Source organism: Mesorhizobium album (genome assembly GCF_033977205.1).
Classification (GTDB): Bacteria; Pseudomonadota; Alphaproteobacteria; order Rhizobiales; family Rhizobiaceae; genus Mesorhizobium; species Mesorhizobium album.
Window position 1 is genome coordinate 15,818 of record NZ_JAVIIW010000047.1, and the last position, 18,964, is coordinate 34,781.

Consider the following 18,964-nt stretch of genomic DNA (forward strand, 5'->3'; position numbering starts at 1 on the left):
AACCCGACCGGCCCGTTCGTTCGGATCGACCTCGGTCGCGCAACGGAAAGACGGACCTCAAGCCCTTTGCTCTCGAAGGATTTGCCATCGCGTCCCGAACAGCAGTCTCGATCGAACCTGGAGTCGGGCGAGCAGTTAACCGGAGTAAGAACGATGTATCGGCGTTTTGATCTGCAGGTGGTGTCGATGCCTTTCTCAAGGAAAAACCAGAGACCGAGGCTGCGCTGCAGGCGTGACCTTGCGGTCCGTTCTTTGCTCTCGATCGTTTGCGGCCTCTTCGCCATGGCCTTGGTGCTGCTTGCCGCGAATGCGTCCCGCGCCGACGGGTACACTTTCGACACCGGCGACGTGCTGCGCATATCCGTGGTCGGCGAGGCAGCCTATCCGCTGCAAGTCGTGGTCGACGATCGCGGCTCGATATCGCTTCCGTTGCTTGGCGATATTCAAGCGCGCGGCCTCACCAGCGTCGCTCTCTCGCAGGCCATTCAGGGCGCGTTCCAGCGGCAGAAGCTCATCCTCGAGCCGTTTGTGCAGGTGGAGGTCGGCCAGTACCGGCCCTTCTTCATTTCCGGAACGGTGGCTCGTGCCGGATCCTATCCGTTCCAACCGGGGATGACGGTTCGCCATGCACTCGCCGTCGCAGGCGGTTTTCGGGCCATGGTCACGGGAAATACCGAGCCGGCCCTGCAGATAGCAGACCTGCGCAGCGCTCGCTCCAACCTGGCGATCGAGGAATATCGCCTGAAGGTTCGGCTTGCCCGCCTGCAAGCGGAAAGCCGGCAGGACAAGACCTTTGTCGCTCCGCCGGATCCGCCCGTCGAATTCGGCGGACACCTGGTCGCCGATATCGTCGCCTCCGAACAAGCGCAGCTCGACACGCGCCTTGCCGCTTACCGGGACGACATTTCCTATCTCGAGGCCTCGATCGTCCGGGCGAAGAAGGAAGCAGACATGGTTGCCGCTACCCGGAAGGAACGGGAAAAGACCGCGGACCTTCAGCTCGAGGAACTGCAATCGGCCCGGACGCTGCGGGAAAAAGGCCTGGTGACGAACACGAATGTGATGAACGCGGAACGAGCCCATACCAGCTATCGCGCCGAACTTGCGCAGACCGAGTTTCAGCAGGTCCAGGCACAGCAGGAAATGCTGAACGCAGAGAGCGAGCTGCGAAAGAAGCACCAAACCTATGAAATGGACCTCATCGCGCAGACCCAGGACACGGAAGTCGAGCTGGGCAAAGTTCAAAGCCAGATAAGATACGTTGCCGACAAGCTGCTTTTCATCTTCACCTATGGCGACCAGAGGACGTTGGATGATCTGCAGGGCTCCGTGAAGATTTCGATCTTCAGGCGCGACCAGAAAGCGGCGCAGAACATCATCGCGAACGAAAACACGGAAGTGAAAGCGGGCGACGTCATCGAGGTCTCGGTCATGGCCAACAAAGGCTTCTACGCTCCCGACATGTCGGCAACCGGGGCCGCCCCAGGGGGGACCCAGGCGGTGCAATCCAACACCGTCGGCCAATAGGCGCCGGCACGCCGCCGGCCGCGCCAAAAATGGATGTGATTTCACGCTTGGAAATTTAGTGGTGATCTTCAGCACAGCACCGATAGCCTTGGGCAGTCGCCTTCGCCGCGCGAATGGCCATTCTGAAACGCGTCGGAAGCCGGTAGGCCTTCTCCACGCAACGGCGCGCCCGAAAAGGTCGCGTCGCGTCCCGCGCCGCCGCCCAGCGCGCGTTCGCCGTACAATCCTGCTCCTTTTCGCTCTCACGCTTGCCGGCGTCGGATTTCTGTCGCCCTCTTTCGATTTTGCGAGATTGGTCTCGCAGGCGCGGCATTGGGCCGATCTCCTGCCCGGCTGGCTGCACGTTCCAGATCACCGGCTGGCCCTGCTGACCGACCGGAGCGGCCTCCCGGTCTGGCTGGCGGCGGCAGCCCTGGGATTGCTGATGGCAGCCGCCGCCAAGGCAAGGCGGAAACGACGAGGCCGCGTGCCAAGCGTGTCCGCGGAGACCGGCGGCCAATCCCCTTTCAGGGACATCCAGCCGGCGCCCGGTTCGGAACTCGCCTGCGCGCTGCGCTCCTGCAGGGCAGCGCTCGCGGGCGTCGCGGTTTTCAGCGGCGTGAGCAACATCCTCATGCTGACCGGCGCCATGTTCATGCTGGAGGTCTATGATCGCGTCCTGCCGAGCCGCAGCGTTCCGACCCTGGTCGGCATGGCGATATTGGCAGGCGTTCTGTTTGTCGGGCAGGCCGTCATCGACCTCGTGCGCGGCCGCATCATGACCCGGATCGGCACCGAGCTGGACGATGCGGTCGGGGGGCGCGTGTTCAGCGCCGTCTCCAGGCTGCCCTTGTTCATCGGCCAGCAGGGCGACGGGCTGCAGCCGCAGCGTGACCTCGACAATGTCCGCACATTTCTGTCGAGCCCCGGGCCCAGCACGCTTTTCGATTTGCCGTGGCTGCCCTTTTACCTTGTGATCATCTGGAGCCTTCATCCGACTCTCGGGATCACCGCTACCTGCGGTGCAATCGTGCTGGTGACGCTGACGGCCACAACAGAGGCCTTCACGCGCAAGCCGATGGGCGCTGCGGCTCTGACAGCCGTGCGGCGCAACAGCTTCGCCGAGGCCAGCCGCCGTAACGCCGAGGTTCTTGCGGCGATGGGCATGGGCAAGCGCCTGCACGACCACTGGCAGGAAGCGAGCCGAGAATTTCTTGCGCAACAGCAGCGCGTCAGCGACATCGTCGGCGGCTTCGGCAGCTTCGCGCGCGCCCTGCGGCTCATGCTGCAGTCGGCAATGCTGGGCATCGGCGCCTGGCTGGTGATCCAGGGCGAGGCGACGTCCGGCATCATCATCGCCGGGTCCATCCTCGCAGGCCGCGCGCTTGCGCCCGTCGACCTTGCCATCGCCAATTGGCGCAATTTCGTCGGCGCCCGGCAGAGCTGGCGCAGGCTGAGCAACCTGCTCGCCCGGCTGCCCCGGGACGGGCAGCCGATGGCGCTTCCGGTGCCGCGCTCGAACCTGACGGTGGATCGCATCGCGATCGGGGCGCCGGGCACGCAACGGATCATCGTGCAAAACGTCGAATTCCGCCTGGATGCCGGCTCGGTGCTCGGCATCGTCGGACCAAGCGGTTCCGGCAAATCGAGTCTGGTTCGCGGGCTGGTCGGCGCATGGCGGCCGCTGGCGGGCCGTATCAAGCTGGATGGCGCAGCACTGGATCAATGGTCGTCGGAGCGCCTCGGCCGCTACATCGGATATCTGCCGCAGGATGTCGAACTGTTCGCCGGAACGGTCGCCGCCAATATCGCACGGTTCGAACCGGACGCGGACGCAGAGGCCGTTGTCGCCGCCGCCTGCGCAGCGGGCGTACATGACCTGATCGTCGGCCTCCCCAACGGCTACGACACACAGATAGGAGAAGGCGGAACCGCGCTTTCAGCCGGGCAGCGCCAGCGTGTCGCCCTGGCGCGCGCACTTTACGGCGACCCCTTCCTGGTCGTCCTCGACGAGCCGAACTCCAATCTCGACACGGACGGCGAGATGGCCCTTGCCGAGGCCATCCTCGCAATCAAGGCGCGTGGCGGCATTGTGGCGATCGTGGCGCATCGGCCGAACATCCTCACCACGGTGGATTTCATGCTGATGATGAAAGAAGGCCAGATGCACATGTTCGGCACGAGGGATCGCGTCCTGTCGAAGCTCTTTCCGATGCCGCAGGTCAATGCCGAGGGCCTGCAGCCGGTTTCAAGCTCACCGCAACTGCCGAATTGAAGACGCTCCGGAATCGGGCAAGCAAGGCGACCATCTTGAAGCGACCAACTGCCAACCGGCGATCCATCCGCCGCAACCTGCTCGGCGGGGTAACCGTCGTCGCGCTGCTCGTCGGCGGAGCGGGAGTCTGGGCCGGGACGGTGGACATTTCGGGAGCGGTCATCTCGCACGGCGCGGTGGTCGTCGAGAGCAGCGAAAAGAAGGTGCAGCATCCGACTGGCGGCGTCGTCGGCAAGATCTTCGTGCGCGATGGCGACCACGTACAGGCCGGAGATATTCTGGTTGAGCTCTCCGACACCATTGCGCGTGCCACACTGGCGTATGTGACGAAGAATCTCGATGAGCTCTATGCGCGAAAATCCCGGCTCGAGGCCGAGCGTGACGGCAGCGAGCGCATGGCGCTTGTTCCGGAGCTTGCGGCGCGGATGGACGACCCCGAGATTGCGGCCACGATAGCCAGCGAGCAGCGTCTGTTCGATCTTCGCCGGGTCGAGGTGTCCGGCAACAAGGCACGACTGCGCGAGCGCATCGAGCAGCTCGGCAAGCAGATCGAAGGCTATTCGGCGCAGGAATCGGCAAAGGCCAAGGAGATCGCGCTGATCAACGACGAGCTCGTCGACATCCGAAGCCTCGTCGAAATGAAGCTCACCCTCAAATCGAAGTTGACCGAATACGAGCGCGAGGCGACGCGCATCGAGGGCGAGCGGGCGCAACTTGTGTCGAGCATGGCGCAGGCAAAGGGCGCCATCGCCGAAGTCGAGCTGCAGATCCTGCAGATCGACAAGGAGTTCGCCAGCGAGACCGGGAGCGAGCTGCGCGATGTCGAAGCCAAGATCGCCGAGTTCGAGGAGAAGAAGGTCGCCGCCGAGGACCAACTGGCCCACATCGATATTCGCGCTCCCGTCAACGGCACGGTTCATCAATCGACCATCCACACCGTCGGCGGTGTGGTCGGCGCGGCGGAGCCGATCATGCTGATCGTGCCCGACACCGACAGGCTGACGGTCGAGGTGAAGGCCGCGCCGCAGGATATCGACCAGCTCCTGATCGGCCAGCACGCGCTGCTGCGCTTCACCGCCTTCAACGTGCGCACGACGCCCGAAACGGAAGGCGTGGTGTCCATGATCTCGGCCGATGTCACGCGCGACCAGCGCACCAATGAAGTCTACTACGTGGTGCGCATCACGCCCGACCCGCAGGATCTGAAGAAACTCGGAGCGCTCCAGCTCGTGCCCGGCATGCCCGTGGAAGCGTTCATACGGACCGCCGATCGCAAAGTGATCTCCTATCTGATGAAACCTTTGACGGACCAGATGATGCGCGCGTTCAGGGACCAGTAGCGGCGCGGCATGGTTCGCCGCTCGGACCGCACGCAATCCTGGTCCGCCTGCCTTGAACAGGAGATTTGTCATGATGACGACGCAGCTGAAACCTCCGATCTTTCTGATCGGCAACTATCGGTCGGGCACGACCATTACGCAGAAGTTGATCGGGCTGCATCCCGACATCGTTACCTGGTACGAGCCAAGGACATTGTGGCTCTATGCCGATCCCACGCGTCGGCACGACGAATTCGCCGAAAACGACGCTACGGAGAGAGTCGTTCGTTATATTCGCAACCGGTTCCTCGAGTACCAGTCGCGGAACGGCAACCGGCAAATCATGGAAAATACGCCGTCCAATGTCCTGCGCGTGCCGTTTGTCCACGAGATTTTTCCGGAAGCCATATTTCTATATATTACGAGAAATCCGTTCTCGTGCATAAGCTCAATGGAGCTAAAATGGCAACGAACAAAGACTCTTAAGGGTCTCAGGAGGACGTTGGCGGTAACTCCCGCTACGCAAATTCATCATTATGCGAAGGATTTCATAAAACAGATCGTTATCAAGAAGATATTAGGAAGAAAATATACGCCGAGCTACGGGCCGCGCTATAAAGGTATCGAGCAGGATCTGAAGGAATATGGGAAGCTGACGGTGATCGCGCGCCAGTGGGCGCGCGGCAATCGTAAGGCAAGAGAAGACCTCGCAAGGTTGGGAAACGGCCGCGTATTCTCGTTCCGCTATGAGGATCTCATGCAGGATCCCGAGCCGGTTCTGCGGGGCATATATGAGCATTGCGGCCTGAGCTGCGATGACAACATCGTTCGCGCGGCGAAGGAGTTGATCGATCCCGGCCGCCAGCAGAAGTGGCTCCGCCTGGATCCGAATGAACTGGCGGCGATCATCCCGGAAGTCCGGGATGAGATGGAGTTCTACCGCTACGAGATCCCGCCCCTTCTCATCGAGCATGGCTCGCAGACGCGGGCTCCGTTGGCGTTTCAGCATGTCCATCCGGATGTTCCGTCATCCCGCTGAACGGTTCCCGGGAAGATGCATTGGCCGGCCACCTTGGTCGGCCGCGTAAGCAACCAGACAAGTGGAGATTGGCGTGGGCAACATCCGGCGCGGACTGGCAAAACGCAGTGTCGTGGGCATGTTCTGGACGGGCCTGTCCATGGGCGCCCTGGCGGTTGCGGAGCTTGTCGCCCTTCTCCTCCTGGCCCGGCTGCTCTCGCCCAATGAATTCGGCCTTTATTCCGCGGCACTGATCGTCATCAAATTTTCGACCATCTTCCAGGGACTTGGCATTACGCCTGCGATCGTGCAGCGACCTGTGCTGGAAGAGCGGCATCTTCGGGTCGGGTACACCCTGTCGCTCATCCTCGGCCTTGCCGTGACCGCTCTGGTATGGGCGATGGCACCCGCCATTGCCGACCTCCTTCGCCTCGCCGATCTCACTCCGATCGTGCGTGCGATCTGCTTCATCTTCCTTTTCCAGGGGGTTTCCATGGTGGCGCTGGCCTCGGCCCAGCGTGCGCTGCGGTTCCGCTGGCTCGCGCTCGTCGACGCGATCGCCTTCGCGGTCGGTTACGTGGTTGTCGGTCCGGTGCTGGCTTGGCTCGGCTTCGGGATCTGGGCCCTCGTCGCCGCGCTCCTGGTCCAGCAACTGTTCCGCACAATCGTGCTGCTCGCCGGCCAGCCACACCCGATGCGGCCGTTGCTGGAGCGGAGCGCGATTTTCGAACTGCTCTATTTTGGCAGCGGCTTCACCATTGCCCGGGTCTGCAACTACCTCGCTACTCAGGTGGACAGGCTTGTCGTGGGCCGCTACCTCGGCGCCGATGCGCTCGGCGTCTACGGCCTGTCATCGCAACTCATGACGACTCCGGCAGTGATCGTCGGCCAGGTTCTCGATCGCGTGCTGTTTCCCACCATGGCGCTGGTCCAGGAAGAGCCCGTCAGGCTTGCTCGCGCCTACCGCAGCGCGGTCGCCGGCTGCGCCCTGCTCGTCCTGCCGGCCAGCGTGGTCGTGGCGATCGTCGCGCCCGAATTGGTTCGGGTCATTCTCGGACGGGGATGGGAGGGCGTCGTCGCCCCGCTCCAGATCCTGGCGTTCAGCATGCTGTTCCGCACGAGCTACAAGCTTAGCGACTCGGTCTCGCGGGCAACCGGAACGGTTTACGCCCGAGCCTGGCGCCAGGCTGTCTTCACCGTCGGTGTCTTCGTCGGGGCCATCATAGGGCAAGTCTGGGGCGTGGAAGGGGTGGCGTTCGGCGTTGGCGTGGCATTCGGGATCAACTTCTTCCTCATGGCACAGTTGAGCCTGCGCGTGACAGCGATGACGTGGTCGGATTTCGTCGTGGCGCACGTGCCCGGCCTTGCGCTCACGGCCACTCTCGGAATGGGCGTGTGGACGCTGGTGGAATGGCTGCGCGAGCTGCGACTGCCGCCTCTTGCCCTGCTCATCGATACGGCTTTGCTGGCGACTGTCGGGAGCCTGCTGCTGTGCTGGATCCTGCCGTCGCTGTTCCTTGGACGAGATGGGCTGTCGCTGCTGCGCCTGCTCGCGGCCGTGATGCCGGCCTGGCCCCAGCTCCGTCGCCAAGGATGAATAGGCCCTCAACTGCAGACAAGTCTTGGGAAAATAGCGGCAAGGGAGATCTGACATGTCACGAGCGCCTCGGATTCCCGACAGCGGGGATGCTGTGGGACCCGTCATAACGGAGCTTGGCTTCGTGCCCTTCCTCAGAAGTCTTCACTCGATCGATGACGGCTCGCCGGCCGAGGCCGGCGAACAAGCTTCCGCAACGGGGCAAATAAGCAGCGATAGCCTACCGAAGCTCATCGGCCTCGCCGAGGCCGCAGCAAAAATCGGCATTCATCTCGACAGCGCCGTTCTCGACACCGCAACGGCGAATGCTTCCGGCTTCTGGCAGCATGCGGCAACGCGCAATGCAGACACCGGTGCGACTTACGCCGCCGCCAGCACCGATATGATCGCCGGCACCAGCACGACGACGGCGACTACGCTCGCCATCAAGAGCGCGCTTGGCGCCGATCCGATCTTCGAGACCAGGGTGGCAGCCGCGGGCGACGATGTCGAGGAGAAGGGTTCCGGCACGATCTCGGGCAATATCAACGATCTGGAGTTGGGTTATGACGGCACGACCCGCCAGACGGTCGGCATCCGCTTCACCAGCATCGACATCCCCAAGGGCGCCATCATCACCAGCGCCTACATCCAGTTCCAGGCCAACGAGGTGAAGACCGGCGCGGCGTCGCTGCTGATCCAGGGCGACAATGTCGACGACGCCAACCCCTTCACCACCGCCAGCTTCAACGTGTCCTCGCTTCCTCGGACGAGTGCATCTACCACCTGGACGCCGGACCCGTGGGCCGTAGTGGGCGAGCACGGCCTCGCTGAGCGCACGCCGGATCTTTCGTCGATCGTTCAGGAGATCGTCAACCGCTCCGGCTGGGCGGCGCTCAACGACATGGCCTTCCTGATCACCGGCACCGGCACGCGCACCGCCGACTCGTACGAATACAATCCGGCCAGCGCGCCGCTGCTGCACATCGAATATCTCCTTCCCGGTCCGGCCGGCAGTCCGGTAGCCTTCAACACGCCGCCAGATGCCGACGCCACCGCCAACCAGATCGCCGAGCTCGCCGCGGCGGGCACTGCCATCGGCATCACCGCCTCGGCCACGGATCCGGACGCCGGTTCGACTGTTGCCTACAGCATCAATGATGCACGCTTCGCCATCAATGCCAGCACCGGCGTCATCACCCGCTCGGGCACCGGGACGCTCGACTTCGAAACCCAGTCGTCGATCAACCTGACGGTGACTGCAACCTCGTCGGACGGAAGCACGGCCAACCACACCTTCACCCTCGCCGTCCTCGACAGTCCGGAGCCGGTCGCCTTCAATACGCCGCCGGATGCCAACAGTGCCGCCAACCAGATCGCCCAGAACGCCGCCGCCGGCACGGCGGTCGGCATCACCGCGTCGGCCAAGGATCCCGACGCCGGATCGACAGTGACTTACACCATCGACGACTCGCGCTTCGCCATCAATTCCACCACCGGCGTCATCACGCGCTCAAGCACCGGCACGCTCAATGCGACGACCGAGCCCACAGTCACCTTCCACGTGAAGGCCACCTCGTCCGACGGCAGCACCGATACCCACGCCTTCAGCGTGAACGTTGCGGGCAACCAATTGCCGACATCGGTAACGCTGGAACATACAATCCTGACATCGCAGTGGTCGCCGCCGAGCCCCGACCCTATGGATATCGTCTATATCTCTCACCTCGGCACGCTGCTGGTTGCTGACAGCGAAGTCGATGAAATGTCCATTTTTACCGGCAAGAATCTCTACCAGATGAATTTGAACGGCACCCTGGCGGGCACGCTGACGACCATCAGCTTTTCCGATGAGCCGGCCGGGGTCGCCTACAACCCAGCCAACCACCATCTCTTCTTCGCGGACGACACCGGCACGAAGAGCGTTTATGAGCTGAATCCCGGGGCGGATGGGCGTTACAACACATCCGATGACATCCTGACCTCGTTCAAGACGTCGGCATTCGGCAGTTCGGACCCGGAGGGGATCACGTATGACACAAATCGTGGGGTGCTGTATGTCGCGGACGGCACAACTCAGACGATTTACACCGTCGCTCCAGGCCCGAACGGCAGATTCGATGGCGTCCCGAGCACGGGCGGCGATGACATCGTGACGAGTTTTTCCGCGCGGTCGCTCGGAACCCCCTCTGACGAGAGTGTTGCGTATGACCCGGTCCACGACCTCCTCTATATCATTCAGTCACGTAACTCGGTGGCAATGGTGACACCGACCGGACAGTTGTTGGGCACGCTCGATATCTCCGCGGCCCAGGCCCACAAGCCGTCAGGTTTGGCGCTGGCGCCAAGCAGCGGCGATCCGAGCCATCATATGAGCCTCTACATCACCGATCGCGGTGTGGATAACGATTCGAATCCGACCGAGAACGACGGCAAGGTCTACGAATTCCAATTGAACGATTGGCTGCTCGTCTGATCCAAAGCGACCTTTAAACACTCATCCCTGGAACGATAACCGCCCTCCGCGCGAGTAAGGCCGAGGCGACGAGCACGGCCGGACTTGCGGGCTTTTGCTGTCTGCATCTGTGCTGCCCCGGCTGCTGCATGAGGGAGCGCGCGAAGGTCGCGGACAGTCCCGGCAAGACATCACCGACAGCAATGCAGCCGATTCCTTCGACCGTCGCCGCCTCGATCGCGATGAGCCGGAGTTGGCTGCGATGTCCAAATCCGGACCCATCGAGGCTCAGGTCCGGAAAATAGCGGCAAAGGAGATATGACATGTCCAAACCACCTCGGATTCCGGACAGCGGCAATACCCTTGGACCGATCACGGCGGAGTTCGATTCCGTTTCCTTGCTCAAGGGGCTCCACCTGATCGATGACCATTCGCCGGCCGGCGATCCGAGCGTCGCGGAGCACGACGAGGCTGATCTGCGGGGAGCTTCCCTCACGGGAGAAGCGAGCAACGACGACAACGGCCTCGCCGCCGAAGCCAGCGTGCGCGGCAACAGCAACAGCGCGGAGCAAGCCGCTGCCAAGATCGATGATCTCATCTCCACCCATCGGATCACCCCCACCTGGGCGGGCGATGGCGGAACGAAGCTGACCGGCCTCGCAGAGGCGGCCGCCAGAATTGGCATTCATCTCGACGACACCGTCGTCGAAACCCAGACAGCGAATGGCTTCGGCTCCTGGCAGCGTGCGGGCATGGGTCTCGCAGAAAGCACTCACACCGCCGCCAGCCCCGATGCAGCCGCCGGCACCGGCACGACCGCGACGGCGACCACGCTCGCCATCAACACTGCCCTTGGCGCTGACCCGATCTTCGAGACGAGGGTGGCGACCGCCGGTGACGACGTCGAGGAAAAAGGCTCCGGCACGATCGGAACCAACATCAACGATCTGGAACTGGGCTATGACGGCACCACACGCCAGACCGTCGGCATCCGATTCACCGGCATCAACATCCCGCAGGGTGCCATCATCACCAACGCCTACATCCAATTCCAAGCCAATGAGGTGAAGACCGGCGCGACCTCGCTGCTGATCCAGGGGGATAACGTCGACGACGCGAGCGCCTTCACCAGCACCGCCTTCAATGTCTCGTCGCTCCCCCGGACGACGGCATCCACCGCCTGGACGCCGGACCCGTGGAACATCGTGGGCGAGCACGGCCTTGCGGAGCGCACGCCGGACCTGACGGCGATCGTCCAGGAAATCGTCAACCGCTCGGGATGGTCGGCGCTCAACCACATGGCCTTCATCATCACCGGCACCGGCACGCGCACGGCTGATTCCTACGAATACAATCCGGCCAGCGCGCCGCTGCTGCACGTTGAGTATCTTCTGCCTGTTTCCGGCAGCCCCGTCGCGTTCAACACACCGGCCGATGCCGACCCCACCGCCAACCAGATCGCCGAGCTCGCTGCCGCCGGCACGGCGGTCGGGATAACGGCCTCCGCCTCGGACCCCGACGCCGGTTCGACCGTCACCTACAGCGTGAACGACACACGCTTCACCATCGACTCCGGCGGCGTCATCACCCGCTCGGCAACAGGCACGCTCGACTTCGAGACCCAGTCGTCGATCAACCTGATGGTGACGGCAACCTCATCCGACGGCAGCACCGCCAACCAGACCTACACCCTCGCTGTCCTCGACAGCCCGGAGCCGGTGGCCTTCAACACGCCGCCGGATGCCAATAGCGCGGTCAACCAGATCGCCCAGAGCGCCGCCGCCGGCACGGCGGTCGGGATCACGGCCTCGGCCAAGGATCCCGACGCCGGGTCGACGGTGACCTACACCGTCGATGACACGCGCTTCGCCATCAATTCCAGCACCGGCGTCATTACGCGCTCGGGCACCGGTACGCTCAATGCGACGACCGAGCCGACGATCAACCTTCACGTCACCGCAACCTCGTCCGACGGCAGCACCGCCGCGCAGGACTTTGCGGTCAGCGTGACCACAGGGCCAACCTTCGAGAGAAGGATCGCGACCAGCGCCGACGACGTCGAGCAAGGTCCGACGGGCGGGATGGACCTCACCAGCACCAATCTCGACATGGTGGTTGAGGGTACCAAGGTCCAGACGGTCGGAATGCGCTTCACCAGCGTCGACATTCCCTACGACGCCGTCATCACCAGCGCCTACATCCAGTTCCAGGCCCAAAATACGAGTACCGGCGCCGTGTCGCTCCTGATCCGGGGGGAAAGCGACGAAGCCACCCCCTTCGAGGTTGAGACAAACGATGTCACCGCGCGGCTGATGACGAATGCCTCGGTGACGTGGACGCCACCCGACTGGACCGTGAACAATGAAGCCAGCCTCGCCGAGCGCACCCCGGACCTCTCGGCGATCGTGCAGGAGATCATCAATCAGCCGGGCTATCTGCAACTCAACGACATGGCATTCGTCGTCAGCGGCAGCAGCGGCATCCGCAGGGCCAATTCCTTCGACGGGAGCCCTACCGGCGCCCCGCTACTGCACATCGAGTACTATGTGCCGACGACCGGCCCAGTCGGCTTCAAGCACCCGCAGGATGCCGACTCCGCCGCCAACCAGATCATCCAAAATGCAGCCGCGGGCACTCTGGTCCACATTACAGCCTCGGCCAAGGATCCCGATGTGACCGATACGGTCACCTACAGCATCAACGACTCGCGTTTCGCGATCGATGCCAATACGGGCGTCATCACGCGCTCAGGCACGGGAACGCTCAATGCCGCAACCGAGCCGTCGATCAACCTCCACGTCACCGCAACCTCGTCCGACGGGAGCACAGCCGGGCAGGACTACACCGTCAGCGTCATGCCGGCGACGGCGCCGCAGGTGCTATACCGGTATGCGGTCTTTGGTGACTACGGCGACACCGACCTCTCGGGCGAAAAGGCGGTGTCGGCGATGGTGCATGCCTGGAACGTCGATTTCATTCTCACAATAGGCGACAACGTCTACGCGCCGCAGGTGCTGGATGCCGCTGTCGGCCAGCAATATCACGACTATATCGGCAACTATCAGGGCGCCTACGGAAGCGGCAGCGCCATCAACCGCTTCTTTCCGACGTTAGGCAACCACGAATACAACGAAGGCAACGTCACCAACTACCTGAACTATTTCACACTGCCCGACAACGAGCGCTATTACGATTTCCAGGTAGGGCCGGTTCACTTCTTCGCCCTCAACAGCAACAAACAGGAGCCGGATGGCCGCAGCTACACCTCGGTGCAAGGCCATTGGATGCAAAACCTTCTCGCGAGTTCCGACGCGACCTTCAACGTCGCCTACTTCCATCACACGCCATACAATCCGAGCGGCTACACCGCCACCATGCGATGGCCCTTCGAGCAATGGGGTGTGAATGCGGTCTTTGCCGGCCACCAGCACAATTACTACCGCGAGAACCGGGACGACAACGGCGACGGCGTCTACCTTCCCTATACGACCACCGGTCTCGGCGGCTCCGGCAAGACCGTGCCCGACGTTGGTGCCAACCTGGTGACGGTCACGGACCAGGGCATGCTGATCGAGTTCTACAAGGTGAGCGCCTTTAACGGGACAACCGCAACCCCCATGTTGGTGGATTCCTACTTTGTCCCGACACCCGCCGGGCGCACGCCGACGCTCGTCAACGGCGGCTATGTCCTGAACGGCACGACGGGCGCGGACTATCTATGGGGCCTTGGCGGCAACGACACCCTCATCGGCGGCAAAGGCAACGATCTGCTGGTCGCCGGCAATCAGCACAATCTGTTCGTGTTCCACAAGGGAGATGGGCAGGATACCGTCATGAATTTCGTGGCTGGTACCGGCACCGGCGATGTCCTCGATCTCAGGGATTTCGGTATCAACAATGCCAGCCAGTTCCAGCAGGTGGCCACGAACCAGGGTTCGAACGTCGTGGCTACGCTGGGCGGCGGCGATCAGATCACGATCACCGGCGTCCATGTGGAGCAGTTCCAGGACGATAATTTCCTGAGTAGCCTGCTGCTCGCTTAGAGCAATTCCAGGAAAAGTGAGTAACGGTTTTCCGTCCGGAATTGCGTGAAAACAAAGAGATAGAGCGGTTCGGCGTTGCCATGAAACGGTGAACCGCTCCAGGGAGAATTCCAAGCACGCCGCGGCGACGCTGGCCGCCTGGCATCTCCCCGTGCTCGTTCCTGAGAATGCTCGAAAATCCGCGCATGCGGATGAGCCAGATCACCGCCCAGCAAAAAGCCCGGGCTGCTCAAGCGAGCGGTCCGGGCTTTCAATGACGTCAAATAAAGGTTAGCGCCTAAATTCTCGAAACCACTATTATCCAGTCTTGCCGGGAGGGCCTAGATGGATGTGGTTCTTGTCTCCCCAGCCGTTGCCCGGCCATCCACCCGATTTGGCGATCGCCCTGGAGTTCAAGCTTGTGCCGAGCAGAAGTGTAATGGCTGGCGGCGTCACCGCCGCGAAACGTCCTGCCTTCTTGAGAAAGTCTCGACGCGCCTGAGCTTCCGAAACGAGAATCTCCGACGCCCGCTCCAATTCGTTACTTTGCAATGCCATAGCACTACCCCCTTTCTGGCTAATCTACTTTAGAGATCGCAGGCAAATAAACCAGTACGTCAAAAGGCTTACATCTTGCGCGGGTGTTAACTAGATTTTCGCGCGCGAGTAAAAAAGGGTACGAACGACGCGACGCCCAAGATCGAGCGGACCGCGTCGCGCAAGACCATCGGCATGCAAGAACCGCCTGGCGCCCCACGCCAGATTGCCGGCCAGACGCAAGGGGGCGCCAAGGACAGGATGCTTCGCAGTAAAGACCCGTCTCCAGTGCTGGAAGCGGGCCATCGGGCGCACGCAGCTTGCTGGAATCCTGATCCCGAAGAATTGTTGCAAGGCCAGGAGTTGGGTGTCGAACGCATTGCGGGCGCCCCGGTCGGCCATGGCTGCCTGCAGCGCAGTCCAGTCCATGTCGTCGCTTTTTGCCAAACGCGCCAGATCATGAAGGTGCCTGAGATCAATCCGCCCGCGCCAGTAGTCCCCCTCCTTGAGGAGGTCGTGCACCATCCAGTGCAGGGCTTGAGAATGTGGGGGAGGAATTTTCACACGCAGGCCATCCCTGTCGACGAGCCGCGGGGGGGCGAACCCTTTTCCCTGAACGGGCCGCAACTCCAGCATTCCGACGTCCTGCTGGCGGGCCGCGCCGCGACCACCTGGCACCTGGATGTAGCCAAGCCCTTCCAGGCACATCCGGGCGATCGCCTCTTCGGCCGGCTCCACACCCAGATCGAGATCACTGGTCATCCTGCTGGGAACCCGATCGGCCACGGAAAGAAACAAGGGAACGGCGCCCTTGAACAGCAGCGGAACGATGCCGCGCCGGTTCAGGGCCGCGACGGCTTCAGTCAGTTGGGCGCGCAGACGCAGGTTCCGCTCGCGATTGCAGTCGTGAACGAACCGAAGGTACGCGCGCACGTCCTGCGGCAGGCCCTGGATCTGGCCGGCATGCGCGAGCGAGGAGAACAAGTCGGGCGTGAGCAGAGTGCGGTTGGCGAGGGCAATCACGGCCTGCCAGTCGGCCGTGGCGGGGGGGCGGCCGCGAAGTCCGGCGACCAGCGCATCGAGAGCATTGCCGACGCGCATCATCGGCATGCCTTCGCGATCAGCTCCACCGCATCGTCGAGCCTGGAATAGGTCAGGCAATAGGCCTGCGCCGATCCGATGACCTTGGTCAGCGTATCAAACGCTGTGCCGGTCAGTTCTCTGCCGGGGGCAAAAGCGCCGTTGAGCAGGCCGCGCAAAGCGCTCGCCGGATCGACCGGCGCCAGGCAGGCTTTCGCGTCGTGACCTCGACGGAGCAGGATCACACTGCCGACGGACTGAGGAGAATGCGGTGCGAACGTACTGGGCACAGCAAACCGCACGCGCCTGCGATCCGGGCGGCGAAAGATCGGACGGGCATGGAGATCTGGGCAGAATTCGGCCAGAAGCGGCCATGCTCCCGCCTTGACAGCGGGAGCAAACGGAAGACCCACGCACCGCCCTTTCGAGTCCAGCAGCGCCACGTCGTCCGCGGCGAAGCCGAAGCCTGCATGGACCAATGCCATGGTCAAAGTCGTCTTGCCCGCGCCCGGATTTCCGCAGAGGAGCACGACACGTTGGTTTCCGACAAGCGCAGCCGCATGGACGGCAAGTTCATAGGCGCCATGCTCGAGAACCTCGGTGAGCAACTGCCCTTTCAGCATGACGGGAAGTTCGTCGGGCGAGCAGGACTGGATCCAGTCGGAATCCCGGAACAGATGAATCCGTCCGCGGTGCTCGGCCAGATGTAGCAGAATATCTGCAGCATCTGTCTGAACTTCGAGATGCCGAAATACGGCGATGGCCGGAAAGGCCCAGGCCGCCGGATAGGCGATGCGTATATGAAGGCCAGCAATGGCGACCACCCGACTCACATGCTCGTATGCCGACGGCGGAGACAAAGGCGCACGGGGCCGTATCAGACCCAGCCGTTCCCAATCCTCGAGCGCCGCCTCGACATACCTATTTGCCTCGTGCCTATCGATGCCGCCGCGCGCAATCTCGAACGCAATGGCCGCCGGCGGCATGCCTTCTTCCACAGAGCACCAGATGTCGGCAGCGGTATCGTTGACGGCGAAGATGGCCTGCCCGCGTGAGTCGAACAGGATGTTTTGCCTTCTGACCCGCGCCAGCCGGCCCTGGATCACGAAGGTGGAGGGGCTGTGGTCGGCAGGACCTGCCGCCACGGTTCCATCAACTGCCCGGTGCTGGCTCATCGGGTGGGCGTCCCCCCGTCCGCCAATGCGCGGCGGCGATCCAAGCCATCGGATTTTGGAAGCGTCGCGATGGCCGGAACCGGTCTCGCTGCGGGATGCATACCGGCTGCGGATGGTCGGGCCAATTCATCGAAAACGTCGGGATTTTGCGCGAGCCGCCAACGCAACCAGAGCCCGGTGGCAAAGGAGGTGAGTATCGAGGCGGTCACCAGCGCCGTGAAAAAGCGCTCGTTTATGATGCCGGCAGCATAGGCCACGCTCGCCAGCACGATGCCGGGCCCGCCGCGCGTGTTCATGGCGACGCCGTAATCAAAGGCCCTGGCCCAGCCGGCACCTGCCGTCCTTGCGGCGACGGTGCAGCTCGCCAGTTTGATGGCCGTGCTCGTGACGATGAAGAGGAGGGTGAGCGTGCCGTCGAATTGATGCGCCAGATCGAGCCGCAAGCCGACGAGCGCGAAGTAGATCGGCACGAAGAACCAGATCGAGATGTCGGCGATGTGTTGTTTCACCGCAGCAAGGTGCCGCGAAGGAAACCGCGTCATCACGAGACCGGCCAAAAGCGCGGCGAAGACGACGTTCACATGCAAGAGGCTCGCGGCCGCTACGAAGAGCAGGCACAGCAGCATGGTGTAGCCGGTCAGAGGCGCTTCGGTGAACTTCCCAAAGGCTCTTCGACGAATTGCGCGCGCGGCCGCCGGTGCGAGGAAGAGCGAGGCAAGCACGAAGGCGAGGTTGACCGCAATGACACGCGCGATGCCTGCCGCATCGGCGGCGTCGCCGCGTTGCACCGCCGTGGCGATGGCAAGCAAGCTCCAGAGAATGAGATCCTGAATAGTCGCGGCGCCGATCACATTGCGTGCGAAGGAGCTGTCCATCAGGCCAAGATCAAGGAAGATGCGCGAGATGACCGGGATCGAGGTGACGCCAACGGCAATACCCATCACCAGCTTGAAAGCGAAGCCATCGCCCGCCTGTGCGTCCGCAAACAGCGGCGCGCCTGCATAGCCCAATGCGAACGGAATCGCCAACGCGCCGACCACCAGCGCCGGTATGATACGGCCCGACCCTGCCGCGCTCTCCGCCTGCATCTTGAAGCCGGCTGTGAACATCAGCAGGACGAGGCCCAACCAGTAGAAGGCTGAAAGCAAGGCGCCCTGCGCGGGAAACCCGGCAAACAGCCATTCGTGCGCCTCGGAGGAGACAAGTCCCAGCCCGGACGGGCCCAGCGCGATCCCGCCCGCGATTTCGCCAATCACGCGCGGCAGCCTCAGCCGTTCGAACATATGGCCGCCGCCCAATGCGCCGACGAGCAGCAGCACCAGGGACAGAAAGAACCGCGCGAGCTCGGGGTCGCTCATGGCGCCGCTCCAGTCGCCGGCGCGGCCGGAAGGTGAGCGCGCGATGTCACTGGACGGAACCGGTCAATTCCAGACATAGGAGGCAACGATCCGCGCTGCGAGCTCATCCACGGAATATGCCTCGGTGTCGAGCACGAGATCCGGGTTGTCCGGCGGCCGATACTCACTGTTGTAGCCGATGAGCGTATCGATCTCGCCGCGCATCGCCCTGCCATAGAGCCCCTTCGGGTCCCTTTGCGCGCAGGCCTGGACGGAGCAGGCGACATAGCCGATCGTCAGGTTCCTGACATTTTCGCGAACATAATCGCGGGCGTCTTGCCCGGCCGTCAGCGCGGCAACCACGACCTGCAGGCCGGCATCGGCCGCCTTGTTGGCCAGATGCACCAGGACCGAGACCACGCGAAGCCGGCTGTCGGCGCCAAATCCGAGATCGGGTCCGAAGAAGCCGCGAACCTCATCGCCGTCATAGAGAATGGCCGGCACCCCCTGCCCTCGCAAATCCGCGACAACACGGGTTGCGAGCGTCGTCTTGCCGGCCGAGGTCGGGCCGAGCAGCCATAGCACGGTGCCGGGTTGCGAATAGCCGAGGCCTTGTCGGGACGTCGGCTCGAAATGCTTCGTTGCGTTAGCCATGTTTCCCCGC

General features: G+C 62.9%; 12 protein-coding genes. 7 read left to right on the top strand and 5 right to left on the bottom strand.

What is annotated here, in order from left to right; translation table 11 throughout:
• The first annotated feature begins 66 nt into the window (after positions 1-66).
• The 7 genes from RFN28_RS28265 to RFN28_RS28295 all read left to right on the top strand — a co-directional run bounded on the left by RFN28_RS28265 (position 67) and on the right by RFN28_RS28295 (position 14,192).
• Positions 67-1,527: a polysaccharide biosynthesis/export family protein gene (locus RFN28_RS28265; RefSeq protein WP_320290424.1), complete on the top strand. Its 1,461-nt coding sequence runs from the start codon at positions 67-69 to the stop codon at positions 1,525-1,527.
• A gap of 424 nt (positions 1,528-1,951) precedes the next feature.
• Positions 1,952-3,781 carry a type I secretion system permease/ATPase gene (locus RFN28_RS28270; protein WP_320290451.1) on the top strand — a complete coding sequence of 610 codons (1,830 nt, stop codon included), beginning with the start codon at positions 1,952-1,954 and terminating at the stop codon, positions 3,779-3,781.
• 32 nt (positions 3,782-3,813) lie between these two features.
• A complete protein-coding gene (locus RFN28_RS28275; RefSeq protein ID WP_430679087.1) occupies positions 3,814-5,121 on the top strand; it encodes an HlyD family type I secretion periplasmic adaptor subunit in 1,308 nt (435 codons plus the stop codon).
• 70 nt (positions 5,122-5,191) lie between these two features.
• Entirely contained in the window at positions 5,192-6,139 is a 948-nt protein-coding gene (locus tag RFN28_RS28280; protein WP_320290426.1) for a sulfotransferase family protein, read from the top strand.
• 73 nt (positions 6,140-6,212) lie between these two features.
• Positions 6,213-7,715, top strand: coding sequence for a lipopolysaccharide biosynthesis protein (locus tag RFN28_RS28285; protein WP_320290427.1), 1,503 nt, complete (start codon positions 6,213-6,215; stop codon positions 7,713-7,715).
• A 124-nt stretch (positions 7,716-7,839) separates the two neighbouring features.
• Positions 7,840-10,170, top strand: a complete 2,331-nt coding sequence (locus tag RFN28_RS28290) for an RTX toxin (RefSeq protein WP_320290428.1) — start codon at positions 7,840-7,842, stop codon at positions 10,168-10,170.
• 302 nt (positions 10,171-10,472) lie between these two features.
• Positions 10,473-14,192 carry a metallophosphoesterase gene (locus tag RFN28_RS28295; RefSeq protein WP_320290429.1) on the top strand — a complete coding sequence of 1,240 codons (3,720 nt, stop codon included), beginning with the start codon at positions 10,473-10,475 and terminating at the stop codon, positions 14,190-14,192.
• A 297-nt stretch (positions 14,193-14,489) separates the two neighbouring features.
• Here RFN28_RS28295 and RFN28_RS28300 read toward each other — a convergent pair whose 3' ends face one another.
• The 5 genes from RFN28_RS28300 to RFN28_RS28320 all read right to left on the bottom strand — a co-directional run bounded on the left by RFN28_RS28300 (position 14,490) and on the right by RFN28_RS28320 (position 18,954).
• The gene (locus RFN28_RS28300) at positions 14,490-14,729 is read right to left on the bottom strand and encodes a hypothetical protein (RefSeq protein ID WP_320290454.1); all 240 of its coding nucleotides are present in this window, start codon (positions 14,727-14,729) and stop codon (positions 14,490-14,492) included.
• A 90-nt stretch (positions 14,730-14,819) separates the two neighbouring features.
• A complete protein-coding gene (locus tag RFN28_RS28305) occupies positions 14,820-15,818 on the bottom strand; it encodes a nucleotidyltransferase family protein (RefSeq protein WP_320290430.1) in 999 nt (332 codons plus the stop codon).
• The gene (locus tag RFN28_RS28310) at positions 15,809-16,963 is read right to left on the bottom strand and encodes a PqqD family peptide modification chaperone (protein WP_320290431.1); all 1,155 of its coding nucleotides are present in this window, start codon (positions 16,961-16,963) and stop codon (positions 15,809-15,811) included. The genes RFN28_RS28305 and RFN28_RS28310 overlap by 10 nt, the downstream gene beginning before the upstream one ends.
• Positions 16,960-18,321 (bottom strand): cation:proton antiporter, encoded by a 1,362-nt coding sequence (locus tag RFN28_RS28315; protein WP_320290432.1) that lies wholly within the window; start codon positions 18,319-18,321, stop codon positions 16,960-16,962. Before RFN28_RS28315 ends, RFN28_RS28310 begins: the two co-directional genes overlap by 4 nt.
• A gap of 63 nt (positions 18,322-18,384) precedes the next feature.
• Positions 18,385-18,954 carry an adenylyl-sulfate kinase gene (locus tag RFN28_RS28320; RefSeq protein WP_320290433.1) on the bottom strand — a complete coding sequence of 190 codons (570 nt, stop codon included), beginning with the start codon at positions 18,952-18,954 and terminating at the stop codon, positions 18,385-18,387.
• Positions 18,955-18,964 lie beyond the last annotated feature (10 nt).

Coding starts and splice junctions, on each gene's coding strand:
- RFN28_RS28270 (WP_320290451.1), top strand. CDS start 1,952: ATGGCAGCCGCCGCCAAGGCAAGGCGGAAACGACGAGGCCGCGTGCCA.
- RFN28_RS28280 (WP_320290426.1), top strand. CDS start 5,192: ATGATGACGACGCAGCTGAAACCTCCGATCTTTCTGATCGGCAACTAT.
- RFN28_RS28295 (WP_320290429.1), top strand. CDS start 10,473: ATGTCCAAACCACCTCGGATTCCGGACAGCGGCAATACCCTTGGACCG.
- RFN28_RS28300 (WP_320290454.1), bottom strand. CDS start 14,729: ATGGCATTGCAAAGTAACGAATTGGAGCGGGCGTCGGAGATTCTCGTT.
- RFN28_RS28305 (WP_320290430.1), bottom strand. CDS start 15,818: ATGCCGATGATGCGCGTCGGCAATGCTCTCGATGCGCTGGTCGCCGGA.
- RFN28_RS28310 (WP_320290431.1), bottom strand. CDS start 16,963: ATGAGCCAGCACCGGGCAGTTGATGGAACCGTGGCGGCAGGTCCTGCC.
- RFN28_RS28315 (WP_320290432.1), bottom strand. CDS start 18,321: ATGAGCGACCCCGAGCTCGCGCGGTTCTTTCTGTCCCTGGTGCTGCTG.
- RFN28_RS28320 (WP_320290433.1), bottom strand. CDS start 18,954: ATGGCTAACGCAACGAAGCATTTCGAGCCGACGTCCCGACAAGGCCTC.